We start from the raw sequence: 13186 nt of genomic DNA on the forward strand, positions 1-13186 counted from the left end.
TTAACGAGGTTTACCCAGCGGCGGGCGATTCACGCAGCGACATCCCGAGCTGCACGCGCCGTTGCAGCCACAGGCTGCTGCGGTAGCGCATATCACCGGTTGTGCGCAACATGCCACGCAGAATATCCACCACATGCGCTGCGCCCAGCGTATCTCCCAGCGAGAGCGGCCCGCCACCGGGGTAGCCCAAGCCCAGAGAAATTGCCAGGTCAATGTCTTCCGGCGTGGCAATACCTTGCTGCGCGATATCGCACGCAACATTAATAATGGCTGCCACGACACGTTGGCCAATAAAGCCTGCAGAGTCGGCGATCACGCTGACGGGTGAGCCATCCTTGGCAAACAAAGCGTGCGCGGCATCCCGCCATTGTGGAAGGGTTGCTGCCGAACACATCACCACCCTGCGCTTACCGGGCTCCAGGCCGAAGAAAGTATCCAGTGCCACGGTACGACGGCCATCGAGCTGGTAGTCAGCCACAACGGTAGCGGTATCTTCGCCGTAAGGCGTGACCACAATCAAGGCATCGCGCGGGGGCTTTTCAGATGTTACCGGCTCAACACCCAGTTCACGCAACAGTGCGGCCGCCCGCCTGTGACCAGTGGAATGATACGGCGCCACCCAGACGCTCAGACCGTCCGGCAATGCCGGCGCCGCCGCTTCAGCCTCTATCACTTTCTGCCCTTCCGGGTAGCGGTAAAAGCCTTCACCCGTCTTGCGCCCGAACAAGCCTCCAGCAACACGAACCGCCGTAATCGGCGACGGGCGGAAGCGGGGTTCGTCATAAAACTGCTGATAGATGGATTCCATCACCGGATGTGAGACATCAAGACCTGTCAGATCCATCAGTTCAAACGGCCCCATCCTGAAACCCGCCTGCTCACGCATGATGGCGTCGATAACGGGGAAAGGCGCCACGCACTCCTGAGCCGCCTTCAGCCCCTCGATGTTCATGCCACGCCCACCGTGGTTGACGATGAAGCCTGGCATATCCTTAGCGCGCACCGGCGTATGTCCCATGCGTCGCGCCAGATCCATCAATACATCACCATGGCGAGGGTCGCCACGCACACCATCAATGACTTCAACCACTTTCATTAGGGGAACCGGGTTGAAGAAATGGTAGCCCACCACGCGCGATGGGTCCTCGCACGCTGAGGCAATCGCCGTAATCGATAACGAAGACGTGTTGGAGGCCAGTATGCAATCCGCCCCCACAATGCCTTCCAACTTGCGAAACAGTTCACCTTTGACGTCCAGACGCTCGACAACCGCCTCGATGATGAGATCAGCGTCTGCCATGTCTTCCAGCTTGCTGCATGGCACGACACGCTGCAGGGCCGCAGCCGCCTCATCGGCGCTCATGCGCTGTTTTTCCACCTGCCTGTTCCACACTGTTTGCAAGGCGTCGCGGGCGCTGGCGATTGCCTGCTCCTGGACATCAAACAGCCTTACGGTGATTCCGGCCTGTGCAGCGATCTGAGCGATGCCACGCCCCATAGCGCCCGCGCCCACTACCCCCACAATATCAATATTCCGCATGTTCGAGCTCCTTGATTCCAGATTGCAGAAAACCCTTTATTTTGCCCCAAATGCCGAAAGCGAGTGAGGCATGCCACAGGCACAAGAAAAACGGAGCCATTGAAGCCTTCTACCGAGGAAAAAATCCCGTATTACGAAACGCTATTTCGTATGGCGCGTGTCTTTTATGCCACCCCCAAATAGGATATTAGGGTAAACCCTAGACATAACCTAGGGTTTACCCTATAATTTAAATCGTCCATTCACACAAGCATGCAGGGGTCAAAACATGTCAGCGAATTACGCAAATCCGTACAACCACCTTACCGATTCTCTTGAGCGCGACCTTATCTGGGCCGAACAAGCAGGCAACCGCGCCTACTCCGTTCTGGAAGGCCTGGCCATCGTCGCTAACGGCATCGCTCGTGGCGCCACAGCATTTGGTCGCTATCTCGTTCAAGTTGCCGAAGCTCTGAACGAAGCCCGTGCACGCGACGCACGCTTCTCGGGAAGTCAGTGGTAACCGCAAAAACGAGGCAGCTCTCGACACAATCGACCAGCCGTCTCCGAAGGCCCGTCATTTAAGAATGACGGGCTTTTTTATTGCTCTCAGGCGTTGCCCAGTAGGGCTTTCAGCATTTCCAGGCGTTGCTTGGGGGCCATGCCGGCTGCCGGGTCAACAGCCTTTTCATCGTGAAACCCCATTTCCTCGATGAAGCGCGACCTTTCCCGCACAACATCTTCGCGTGCCCGCCTGCGGCGCTTACACCAGCTCAGGTGCAGACTGCGTTGGGCACGAGTAATACCCACATACATCAAACGGCGCTCTTCCTGAATGCGCTGGGCCAGGACTTCTACCGCGTCCGCGTGTCCAACATCTTCGTCCTCTCGACCCAGGTGGGGCAATAAACCTTCCTCCACGCCGATCAGGTAAACATGCGGATATTCCAGCCCCTTGGCCGCATGCAAGGTAGAAAGCTTTACGGTATCCGGATCCTCGTCTTCACTCCGTTCCAGCATGGTCACCAGAGCCACATGCTGAACCAGCTCCATGAGTGTCAATTCATCTTCTTGTGCCTTGCGCTTGAGCCAGCCTGTGAGTTCAAGCACATTTTGCCAACGCGTCTGCGCAGGCTTCTCGTCGTACAGGTCGTAGAGATGGCGCTCGTAGTTCATGCTGCGCAACAGCTCATCAAGCAGTTCGGCTGAATCATGGACGCCGGCCTGCTTATAAGTTTGCAGCCCCATCGTCTGCGCCGCGCTGAAGAGATCTCCCATGCCTTGCATGCTGCGCTGATTGCCCGGTTTACCCGCGCGCTGTTGAAAGTCTTGGATATAGCGCACGAAATTTTGCAGCGGCTGAAGCTGGCGAGCCGCCAGCCTGTCGGTCTCGCCGATCTCAAATACGGCAGCGAACATCGACATGCCTTTTTCTTGCGCGAACTGCCCAAGCGTTTGCAAAGTGGTGTTGCCTACCCCTCGCCGGGGTGTGGTGACCGCTCGTATGAAGGCCGGATCGTCATCATCGTTTGCGATCAACCTCAAGTATGCCAACACGTCGCGGATTTCCGGCTTCTCAAAGAAACTCTGCCCTCCGGAAATTGAATAGGGAATGCGCAAATTGCGCAAAGCCTGTTCCATGGCCCGCGCCTGCTGGTTACTGCGGTACAGAATGGCAAAATCTCGCCACTGCGCCTGCCGCTCAAAACGCGCTGCGGACAACCTTATCGCGATATTTTCCGCCTCGGATTCCTCGTCATCCATGGCCGTCACCTGAATGGGCTCCCCTTCTCCAAGCGAAGACCATAGCTTCTTGCCAAAAACGTTCGGGTTATTGCTGATGACCTTATTGGCCGCCGTGAGAATACGCTGTACCGAACGATAATTCTGTTCCAGCTTAATCAACTCTATCGTCGGGAAATCGCGAGTCAGCCGCTGTAGGTTTTCCACCGTCGCGCCGCGCCAGGCGTAGATGGCTTGGTCGTCATCGCCCACAGCCGTGAACATGGCTCGCTGCCCGACCAAAGCCTGCACAATGCGGTACTGACACACGTTGGTGTCTTGGTATTCGTCTACCAGCAGGTAATGCACACGCGATTGCCAGCGGGCCCTCACTTCCTCATTACCCTCAAGCAGCATGGCGGGCAAGCGGATCAAATCGTCGAAATCCACCGCTTGGTACGCATTCAAGGTCGCGCTGTAGTCACGGTAAACCCTGGCGGCTTCCGCATCACTGGGCGTTTGTGCCGCGGCTGCCGCCTCATCCGGCCCGATCAAGCCGTTCTTCCACAAGGAAATGCTTTGCTGCACCGACTTCAAACGGGCGCGATCCGTGGTTGCCAGCAGCTCCTGGATAATCGCCAGTGCATCGTTGGAATCCAGTATGGAGAACTGCTTTTTCAAGCCCGCATGTTCGGCTTCTTCCCGCAGAAACCTCAGGCCCAGCGAATGGAACGTGCTGACTGTCAGGCCTTTGGCCATTCGTGGGTCCACCAGCTGCCGCACGCGCTCATTCATTTCGCGTGCCGCCTTATTGGTAAATGTGAGCGCCACCACATTGCGCGCCGCATAACCGCATTCACGCAGCAAATAGGCGATTTTCTGTGTGATCACACGGGTCTTTCCGCTTCCGGCGCCCGCCAGCACCAAGCAAGGGCCATCCAAATACAGGACGGCCTTGCGTTGCATGGGATTCAAGTCGGCAGGAACAGTGGAGCCTGGGTGCACGGGGTCAGCCCCTTTCATCAGATCTCGAACGGATCAACTTCCAGACTATAGCGTACACGCGCCTCGCGCCCTGCCTGGAACAGATCGTGACTCCATTGAGCCAGGAAGTGCTGGAGTGCCGGCCTGCTATGACTTTCCACTAATAGCTGTGCGCGCTCGACATTCGCCACCCGCACCACCCTAAGGGGAACCGGATCATAAAGCATGATCTGGTCTTGCCTGGGGTAAGACTGCGGAGCCCCTTCGGGCAGCTTGCGTGCGGTATCAAGAAACTCCAGCGCTTGGGCAAGTTCACGGCTCTCAGCCACCAGCAGTGCCTGATAGGCAAAAGGCGGCAGCCCCAAGGATTCGCGCTCTTCCAAAGCGTAGCGTGCAAAACCTTCGTAATCATGCCGCTGCAAAGCACGGTAGACAGGCTGTTCAGGGTAATCCGTCTGCAAAATGACTTCCCCCCCGGCGCGGTGGCGACCCGCCCTTCCTGCTACCTGCATCAACTGCGCAAACAACCGTTCGGGCGCCCGGAAATCCTGTGCAAATAGCATGGAATCGGCATTCAGCACCCCTACCAACCCAAGATTTGCGAAATCATGCCCTTTGGCCACCATCTGCGTACCGACCAGAATATCCACTTCTCCTTGGTGAACCTGGGAAAAGAGCTTTTCAGCGCTACCTTTCAAACGGGTAGAGTCTGCATCAATGCGGGCAATACGAGCCTCTGGAAACCGCTCGCTCAGGAATTCCTCAATGCGCTGCGTGCCCCGGCCCATGGGTTTTAAGTCCTGGTCGCCGCAGGTAGGGCAAGCGCGCGGCACCGGCGCTTGCCCACCGCAATGGTGGCATTGCAAATAAGCGCCGCGAACTCGCCGATGCAACACTGTATAAGCCGTACACCTCGAACACTGGCTGACCCAGCCGCACGACGAGCAGTTCAGCACCGGGGCATAACCCCGCCGATTGATGAATACCAGTACTTGTTCACCCGCTGCCAAGCGCTCTTGCATGGCATCCAGCAAATGCGGGGAAAAACCTTGTTCCAGTCGCAGACGCCGGGTATCCACCATGCGCATCGTCGGCAAAGCGACATCGCGCGCCCTGTGTGCGAGCGTGACGCAAGCGTAGCGCCCTTGCTGGGCATGATTCCACGACTCCAATGAGGGAGTAGCCGAACCCAGCACCACGGGTACACCCTGGTTATAGCCCCGCCATACTGCCAAATCGCGCGCGGAATAGCGCAGGCCGTCTTGCTGTTTGTACGAGGTATCGTGCTCTTCATCGACAATAATCAGCCCCAGCCTGGGCAAGGGTGTCGTGATGGCCAGGCGAGTACCGAGCAACATGCTCGCTTGGCCATTAAATGCCGCCAGCCAGGCTTGTAGGCGTTCGCCATCCGATAACCCGCTGTGCAGCACAGCCAAGGTATCGTGCTCATTGTCACCCCTTGGGAAGCGCCTGCGCAGCGCCTGCTCAAGCTGCGGAGTCAGATTGATTTCCGGCACGAGGAAAAGCACTTGTTGACCCCGTTCCAGAACTTGCTGGGCCGCATGCAGATAGACTTCTGTCTTGCCGCTGCCCGTCACCCCCCGGACCAGCACCACACCATGCCCTTGCACGGCCGCGATACGTTCAACCGCTTCACGCTGCTCGGCATTTAGCGCCGGCGCTTCGATGGCGCCTGATATCTTAGGCGACTCAGGTTCTGCTCGACGTTTGGCCAGGCGACGCTCCAGCCGCTTGACCGGCCCGCCCGCGGCAAGCTTGCCGGTATAGGCAGAAACTTTACGCAAAGGCGGCGGCAAGGCCGGCATCATGACCTCACCCAGCGGGCGTTGATAGTAGCGAGACGCAAACTCCATTAACGCCAGCCATGCCGGTGGCATAGGCGGCAGGTCGTCTAAAACAGCAATGGCCTCTCGTAGTTGCTCAGGTTCCACAGCAGGCGTATCCGGCAAAGCGACCACCATGCCAACCAAATTACGTCTGCCAAAAGGGACAATGACACGCTGCCCGATCGCTACAGCCGCTTTGCAGCTGTAATCAAACAGCCCTGGGAGTGGGACATCCAGAGCAACACGAACGTAATAGAGTTCTTGCGCAGCCGACTCCAGGCCTGCGCTCTCTGTGGAGGGTACTGCGCTGAGATTCGCAAGCATGGATCTTTCAGGCACAGGGTTAACCACAGCGGTTGCAGAGGTTTTCACCGAACATTGCACCGCAGCGTAAAGAGCCGGGGCGCCGGTGACACGTATGCAAGTTAGCCGAACAGGACACTAGACCCTTCGAAAATAGAAACAGTAGTTAAGACGGACAACAACTTAAAGAAAATTCTTGATTCTTGCCGCAAAGGCTTGTCGTACGGCGGTTTGGCCTCCCTGGCCCCACAGCCTGTGGATAACTTTGGGGAGAATTACGGGAAAATTCAGTCGGATATGCATCTAATTTTTGCAAAAACTTTTGAGGCCCTGCAAAACAAGAAATATTCTTCTTATATATCAATATGATAGAGGGAAAACCCGAATGCCTGCGCAGACATGACGTTTATCTTACAGAGCATGGTCAACTTGTGAACAACACGAATTAATGGATGCTCTGCAACCCGGGTTTTCCCGATTTTTCAACGATTACTCAGTGTGCATGCGACGGCTATAGGTATGAACTTCATCCACCAACGCCAGCACTGCCTCAGGCGGAGTAAAGCGCGAAATGCCGTGGCCAAGGTTGAATACGTGGCCACCGTTACCCACCGGACCGAAGTCGTCGATTACCCGGCGGACTTGTGCGCGAATACCGGCTTCAGGCGCGAACAAAACGTTGGGATCAAGATTGCCTTGCAAGGCCACACTATCATTGACACGCTTACGGGTCTGGCCCAAGCTTGCCGTCCAGTCCAGGCCCATGGCATCGCAGCCAACCGCTGCGATTTCTTCGGCCCATAAGGCGCCGCCCTTTGTGAACACAATAACAGGCACCTTGCGCCCTTCACGTTCGCGTACCAAGCCCTCTACCACCTGGCGCGTGTAGGCCAGCGAGAATTCCTGGAATGCACCATCAGCCAACACCCCACCCCAGCTGTCGAATATCATGACAGCCTGTGCGCCTGCCTGTATCTGAGCATTCAGGTACTGCACGGTGGCTTCGGCGTTGACCTTCAAAATCTGATGCACGAGCTCAGGACGCGCATACATCATGCTCTTGATAAGCCGGTAATCAGATGAACCCTGACCTTCTACCATATAGCAGGCGATAGTCCAGGGGCTGCCCGCAAAACCGATCAGGGGCACGCGCCCATCGAGTTCCTTGCGAATAAGCGTGACTGCATCGAACACATATTGCAGCTTGCCCATGTCAGGCACAGTCAGTTTGCGCACATCGTCTTCGTTACGCACGGGATGCGCAAAGCGCGGCCCTTCACCTTCGACAAAATCCAAGCCCAAGCCCATGGCATGCGGGATGGTAAGAATGTCGGAGAACAGAATCGCTGCATCCAGATCGTAACGATGCAAAGGCTGCAGCGTGACTTCGCAAGCATACTCACGATTCTGTGCTAACCCCATGAAAGAACCGGCTCGGGCACGGGTTTCCCGGTATTCGGGAAGGTAACGGCCTGCCTGACGCATCATCCAGATGGGGGTGTACGGGACAGGCTCGCGCATCAGTGCACGCAAAAAGATGTCGTTTTTCAAAGTAGGGAAATTCACGGCATTCCTTGTAATGAGTTTGCCCGATTTTACCCTTCGCCGCTCAGTAAGGGGCTGGACCAGTTTGCAGGCGTGACGGGCAGTGTCAGCAACGCCTCCGGTTGCTCCCGCAGAGTGCGTGGTTTTGTGGCTTGGGCGTGAGGAGTAAGCGGGTGTTTCAAGGCTGCCGCCCGCTGCCTGAAAGGCTCGGCGTCTATATCATGCTTACGCATCAAGGCCCAGAACGCTCTGCGGTGCTTTTGTGCGGCTCGGGCCGCCATGGCGATATTTCCGCCATGGCGGCCCAGCGCTGCGGTAATGTAAGCCCGTTCAAAGCGCTCAACCACTTTCCTTTTGGCTGCTTGAAACGATTCTTTAGTCGTTGCGCACCGGGACGCTACCGCTGCCGCATAAACCTCCAGTTCGAGGCCATCGTGCTGCAAAATATTCTGACAGACCGCTTCCAATAGCGGATCGTTCAGGTACGGTGCACTTTCGGAGGCGACATCTGCCACCTGGTGTACCACAGCACTTGGGGCTCGATGGCCATCGAGAACACGCTCGATACGGATTCGCGCTTCATGCCCACAGAATGGGTCGCGCAGAAAATCTGCAACACCAAGTTCGTAAAGATCGTGCAAGCCCGTAGTGGTGAGCTCCCGAGCCAGCGCTATGACAGGCGTGTGCAAACGCGGCAAGCCCTGTGAAAGCGAGATACGCGCCCAAGAAAGTGTTGCAGGCTGCACAGGCAACACACAGACATCATAGCGGCGCAATGCCATGGCAGAATGACCTAGAACACTTGGCGCATTATCACTGTGGATGTCCACCACAATATCAAAAGCATGCAAATACAGCCTGCCCCCGGCGTATTGACCCAGAAATGGTTCTACCCAATCAATGGTGCAGCGTGTAAGCAGCACTGCACAATCCAGACGCTCTCTCATCACGTTCTCCTTCTTGATTGACTATCGTTCTTGGCAAGTGACACTCCACCTCAGAAATCCAATGATGCAAAAACACGCATTTGTACACAATTCGTATTAATAACAGTATGAGAAACGTTGACGGACGGTTCATACGACCCAAGGAATGGAGCCGAGTCTGAGATATCATTCCGCCATGAACGGTACATTCGAAACCACTGAGCTATTACGCCTACTTTTTGTGATCGCCATCATTGCAGAAGCGATGACGGCTGCGCTGGCTGCCGGCAAGCGCGAAATGGATTGGGTAGGCGTTTGCGTGCTGGGTTGTGTCACCGCTCTAGGCGGTGGCTCCATACGCGATGTTCTGTTGGGCCACTACCCTCTCACATGGGTTGAACACCCGTCGTATTTGCTGCTGACTGGCGGCGGCGCACTCTTCACCATCGCGGTTGCACGCTATATGCATAAACTGCGAAATATCTTCTTATTTCTCGACGCGGTCGGGCTCATCGTCTTTACGGTGATTGGCTGCAACGTTGCCATCGGGCTTGAGCTCCCCATGGTCATTGTTGTGGCGTCCGGCATGATTACCGGTTGCGCAGGCGGTGTGCTGCGCGACATTCTTTGCAACAGCATTCCCTTGTTGTTTCGGTCAGAGCTCTATGCCACCGTGTCGATGTTCACTGGCCTGCTTTATATAGGCGGTCTGGCGTTAGGCCTGGATCACGACTTAGTCATGGCTGTCTCCATGGCGTTGGGCCTCGCTTTACGACTGTTGGCACTCCGATATGGCTGGAGCATGCCGAAGTTTGTTTACGGCGGGAATATCCATTAGCTCTCACGCATCAGCTTATAGATAAATTTCATTAGCAATTTTCCACATAACGATAGTGAAAATTAATATTGGAAGATTGCAAGGCGAAGAATCATCATCTAGCCCTATAGACAGACTCCCACATGCAACACACACGTGGGCGCACTCACATAGGGCTACACATGACACTTTCAAGAAGAACCTTTCTGGGACATGGCGCGCTGGCAACGATGCTGGCTGGTGTCCCCTCCTGGGCCCGCGCTGCAGCGGATCAGTCGGTAAAACTCGCCAGTCAGAACCCGGCTCAAGGCATCGTCAACTTTGCTATCACACCCGAGCCGCCCGTGCTGGTGTCATTCGCCAACACCAGTGGCACCTCAGTCACCGTCAGCAGCAAGGTATTAGAAGGCCTTACATGGACGTCTCCTGGAAAACAAGTTTTTAGCGTGTGAACGTTCAAAGAGGTTGCAGCCTTACATTCGACCTGTTGATGCAGGCGTTTAACCTGCTGGCCCTGATGGCATTCGCGGATAAGGTTCCCCCCTGAAAATCGAGCTTGTTTACGCTCTGGACGACTATCGGATTTTCCTTACCCAGGTCTGACCTGTTTTCCCATCACGTTGCTTCTTGCTTGCTCTCCTTTGAAAACTCGGTATTTACGCTATCAGTTTTTATTACACAGTCACGCCAGCAACTTCCCATTGGGCCTGATCAAAAGCTTTGCCTCTGGTCAAGAGTGCCCAGACGGTGCGGGCCAGTTTATTAGCCAGCGCAGCAACCACGACGCTAAAAGGTCGACGCGCAAGTAGCTGTTGGATCCAGGCAGTTTGGCGACTTCGGCATATAACGGCTCGCGCACCATGCATCAGCAGGGTGCGCACATAGGCGTCACCACGTTTGGAGATCCCAAGTTGACGTGTCTTGCCCCCGGTACCGGTTTGTCTTGGCGTTAGACCCAGCCAGGCTGCAAATTGTCTGCCAGAATCAAAGCTCGACAGCTCGGTCGCCGTGGCCACTAATGCTGTGGCCGTCAGCGGTCCAATACCAGGGATGGCCTGTATGGCCTGCATCTGGAAGTTCTGTTTAACCAATTGAACAAGACGCCTGTCGAGCTGGTCGATGTCTTGCTGTAGGTGTGAAATACGTTTCAACTGCTCCTGAACACTGACTACAACGATCTCCGAAAGTCGACCGTTCTCCTGCGCTTTGGCCAATTCATCTGGAATGCGTTTGAGCAAGGCCTGGTGACCTTCCGGCAACACAATGCCGAACTCGTAGAGCAACCCTCGCAAGGCGTTTGTTTGCATGATACGCATCTTCATCAGCTGCGCGCGCATGCGATGCAACGCGAGACAGGCTTGCTGTTGTTCGCTTTTGACGGGTACCGCTCGTATATGAGGTTGCTGTGCTGCTACCCAGATTGCCTGCGCGTCGCGCGCATCAGTCTTGTCGCGCAAAACAAAGGGGCGAACATGCTTGGCAGGCAGTAGCTTGACTTCGTGACCCAAGTGACGCAAGGTTCTGGCCCAGTGATGCGCACCGCCGCACGCCTCCATGGCCACCAGCGAGCGCTCGTGGTTCGCGAAGAAAGCAGCAACACGATCGCGCTTGAGCTTGTGGCGTTGTACTTCACCCGTCTTTGTATCGACAACGTGCAGCTGAAATACATTCTTAGCGATATCCATTCCCACGACAGGCAGATTTACGGTAGATTCCATGGCGGGGTCTCCAGTTCATGTGGTGTTAACGAACTTCCACTGTGGCACATTGATGCCGTTGCTGCGAGACCCCAATCAGATCTCATGCCAACAATGGCGGTAAAGGTGGAGACGTCCATACCATCTGAAAAAGCGGCCCGAGCTCAGCGCCTTACTTCCCCATATCCGTTTCTTCGCCGCAGGCGCACTGGGTGGCCGATTGCCTGAAGCAGCACAAACCATACCCTGGTTGAATCCCGACTTTTCATTCCAAAGCGAAACGGACGAGGGGAAACCCCTTCTTTCCCGCGTCCACTGCTTTACTGGCCAAGCCCTCCTCAGTGTGGGCAAGATATGTGGTGACATCCCGGGCATCAGCGCCGGTACGCAACGGCTCACCCAGGGCATTGCAGCTAAATTGTACGAAGCCGAGCACGCCTGGCACCATGACACCTTGACCCGTTATAAGGAACAAGAAGTCACCCACGGAGACCTGCAAGCGCTGCGAGCACAGACGACGCCTGAGGTGGAGTCAGCCGAAGAAGGAAACCTGCTTAGCGCGTGATTCATGCATTGGCTCACTGACTAGCCCGCCGCGGCCATCAAGCGTTCTTGCTGCTTTGGCAAGACTTCAGGGTTAATCATGCGCAGCGGGGTTTTACCGGCACAAATATCTAATATCTGCTGCACCGAAATCTTGGCAATGTTTTCACGCGCTTCGCGGGTCACACCTGCCGTGTGATACGTGGCGACAACATTCGGCAAGGCCAGTAATGGGTGCTCATGGGGCGGAGGCTCAACCACCCAGACATCCAAGCCAGCCCCCCCCAAGGTGCCCACTCTCAAGGGCGCCATGCAAGGCAAGCTCGTCGTGAATGCCGCCTCGGGCAGTGGAAATAAAAATCGCGCCGGATCGCATACACTGGAATTCCCTTGCACCAAACATATTCAAGGTTTCCGCGTTGCGAGGGCAATGCAGGCTGACGACATCACTTCCCGTCAGTAATTCATCCAGCGATACGGGTTTTGCCCCCCGGGCCTGAATTTCATCCTTATCGACATAAGGGTCGTAAGCCAGAACGTCCATCCCAAAGGCCGCAGCCAGTTGAGCCACCCGCATACCCGCTTGGCCAATACCAACCAAACCGATAGTCTTGCCCGCGAGTTCGCTACCCATCAGTTGCTCGCGCACCAAGCCCGACGTTGTTTTAATAAGCCGATCCGACTCCACAATCCGACGTTTAACTGCCAGCAGCAAGCCAAACGTGTGCTCGGCAACTGAGTTGGCATTCCCTCCCGCCTGATTCACCACCAACACTCCAGCGGCGGTGCACGCCTCGACATCTATCGTGTCGTAGCCCGAGCCTGTGCTAGAAACCACTTTGATTTGGGGGCATCGCGCCAGCAGCTCTGACGTTACCTGCCATTTAAGGGGCACTTCATCCTTGGCGGCAGACACATGATAAATATCGGCAGATGCTAATTTGGCCCAGTTATTCTCGTCGGAATCCGCCAACCGCATGATAGAAAGATTGATACCCGCGTGCTTCTGGAGGATCTCGTCGAAGCAGGAGTGAATCCAGAGGTCAAGACGTACTACATTGAAACTCATTATGCATACCTAAGGTTGGCTGAGTTCCAGATTGTATCCACTCCGGCTAGTCACAAAGTTGACCTGGGCCAAGCGAATTCTGTTTCCCCAAAGCCAAAACCCCACCCGGTTGTTACCGGATGGGGTTTTGAGGGATAAGTGCCTGACGATGACCTACTTTCACAGACGTCCGTCCACTATCATCGGCGCAAAGGCGTTTCACGGTCCTGTTCGG

Annotated in this window: 12 protein-coding genes; 4 read left to right on the top strand and 8 right to left on the bottom strand. The window is 55.8% G+C overall.

The features are described 5' to 3' along the window. Window positions 1-10 precede the first annotated feature (10 nt). A complete protein-coding gene (locus VRY85_RS12075; protein WP_414598847.1) occupies window positions 11-1540 on the bottom strand; it encodes a 3-hydroxyacyl-CoA dehydrogenase in 1530 nt (509 codons plus the stop codon). Window positions 1541-1808: 268 nt separating this feature from the next. On the opposite strand from VRY85_RS12075, the gene VRY85_RS12080 reads away from it, so the two are divergent. Continuing rightward, window positions 1809-2042, top strand: coding sequence for a hypothetical protein (locus VRY85_RS12080; RefSeq protein WP_414598848.1), 234 nt, complete (start codon window positions 1809-1811; stop codon window positions 2040-2042). Window positions 2043-2128: 86 nt separating this feature from the next. Here VRY85_RS12080 and VRY85_RS12085 read toward each other — a convergent pair whose 3' ends face one another. The 4 genes from VRY85_RS12085 to VRY85_RS12100 form a co-directional block, all read right to left on the bottom strand. Further along, window positions 2129-4264, bottom strand: coding sequence for a UvrD-helicase domain-containing protein (locus VRY85_RS12085; protein WP_414598849.1), 2136 nt, complete (start codon window positions 4262-4264; stop codon window positions 2129-2131). After that, window positions 4264-6396 (bottom strand): primosomal protein N', encoded by a 2133-nt coding sequence (locus VRY85_RS12090; protein ID WP_414598850.1) that lies wholly within the window; start codon window positions 6394-6396, stop codon window positions 4264-4266. Before VRY85_RS12090 ends, VRY85_RS12085 begins: the two co-directional genes overlap by 1 nt. Before the next feature lie 468 nt (window positions 6397-6864). Continuing rightward, a complete protein-coding gene (gene hemE, locus VRY85_RS12095) occupies window positions 6865-7941 on the bottom strand; it encodes a uroporphyrinogen decarboxylase (RefSeq protein WP_414598851.1) in 1077 nt (358 codons plus the stop codon). 29 nt (window positions 7942-7970) lie between these two features. Then, window positions 7971-8867, bottom strand: coding sequence for a helix-turn-helix domain-containing protein (locus VRY85_RS12100; protein ID WP_414598852.1), 897 nt, complete (start codon window positions 8865-8867; stop codon window positions 7971-7973). 175 nt (window positions 8868-9042) lie between these two features. On the opposite strand from VRY85_RS12100, the gene VRY85_RS12105 reads away from it, so the two are divergent. Both VRY85_RS12105 and VRY85_RS12110 read left to right on the top strand, forming a co-directional pair. After that, window positions 9043-9684, top strand: a complete 642-nt coding sequence (locus VRY85_RS12105; RefSeq protein ID WP_414598853.1) for a trimeric intracellular cation channel family protein — start codon at window positions 9043-9045, stop codon at window positions 9682-9684. A 161-nt stretch (window positions 9685-9845) separates the two neighbouring features. Next, window positions 9846-10115, top strand: a complete 270-nt coding sequence (locus VRY85_RS12110; protein ID WP_414598854.1) for a hypothetical protein — start codon at window positions 9846-9848, stop codon at window positions 10113-10115. 222 nt (window positions 10116-10337) lie between these two features. Here the strand turns inward: VRY85_RS12110 and VRY85_RS12115 are convergent, their stop codons facing one another. Continuing rightward, window positions 10338-11381, bottom strand: a complete 1044-nt coding sequence (locus tag VRY85_RS12115) for an IS110 family transposase (protein ID WP_414598855.1) — start codon at window positions 11379-11381, stop codon at window positions 10338-10340. Between the two features lie 322 nt (window positions 11382-11703). Between VRY85_RS12115 and VRY85_RS12120 the strand changes: the two genes are divergently transcribed. After that, a complete protein-coding gene (locus VRY85_RS12120; RefSeq protein ID WP_414598856.1) occupies window positions 11704-11925 on the top strand; it encodes a hypothetical protein in 222 nt (73 codons plus the stop codon). A 20-nt stretch (window positions 11926-11945) separates the two neighbouring features. Here VRY85_RS12120 and VRY85_RS12125 read toward each other — a convergent pair whose 3' ends face one another. Both VRY85_RS12125 and VRY85_RS12130 read right to left on the bottom strand, forming a co-directional pair. Next, window positions 11946-12164: a hypothetical protein gene (locus VRY85_RS12125; protein ID WP_414598857.1), complete on the bottom strand. Its 219-nt coding sequence runs from the start codon at window positions 12162-12164 to the stop codon at window positions 11946-11948. Next, window positions 12157-12972: an NAD(P)-dependent oxidoreductase gene (locus VRY85_RS12130; RefSeq protein WP_414598858.1), complete on the bottom strand. Its 816-nt coding sequence runs from the start codon at window positions 12970-12972 to the stop codon at window positions 12157-12159. The genes VRY85_RS12125 and VRY85_RS12130 overlap by 8 nt, the downstream gene beginning before the upstream one ends. Window positions 12973-13186 lie beyond the last annotated feature (214 nt).

Origin of the sequence: Achromobacter sp. F4_2707 (assembly GCF_047501535.1) — a bacterium.
Lineage (GTDB): Bacteria > Pseudomonadota > Gammaproteobacteria > Burkholderiales > Burkholderiaceae_B > Yanghanlia.

Coding starts and splice junctions, on each gene's coding strand:
- VRY85_RS12105 (WP_414598853.1), top strand. CDS start 9,043: ATGAACGGTACATTCGAAACCACTGAGCTATTACGCCTACTTTTTGTG.
- VRY85_RS12090 (WP_414598850.1), bottom strand. CDS start 6,396: ATGCTTGCGAATCTCAGCGCAGTACCCTCCACAGAGAGCGCAGGCCTG.
- VRY85_RS12080 (WP_414598848.1), top strand. CDS start 1,809: ATGTCAGCGAATTACGCAAATCCGTACAACCACCTTACCGATTCTCTT.
- VRY85_RS12110 (WP_414598854.1), top strand. CDS start 9,846: ATGACACTTTCAAGAAGAACCTTTCTGGGACATGGCGCGCTGGCAACG.
- VRY85_RS12085 (WP_414598849.1), bottom strand. CDS start 4,264: ATGAAAGGGGCTGACCCCGTGCACCCAGGCTCCACTGTTCCTGCCGAC.
- VRY85_RS12115 (WP_414598855.1), bottom strand. CDS start 11,381: ATGGAATCTACCGTAAATCTGCCTGTCGTGGGAATGGATATCGCTAAG.
- VRY85_RS12075 (WP_414598847.1), bottom strand. CDS start 1,540: ATGCGGAATATTGATATTGTGGGGGTAGTGGGCGCGGGCGCTATGGGG.
- VRY85_RS12100 (WP_414598852.1), bottom strand. CDS start 8,867: ATGAGAGAGCGTCTGGATTGTGCAGTGCTGCTTACACGCTGCACCATT.
- VRY85_RS12130 (WP_414598858.1), bottom strand. CDS start 12,972: ATGAGTTTCAATGTAGTACGTCTTGACCTCTGGATTCACTCCTGCTTC.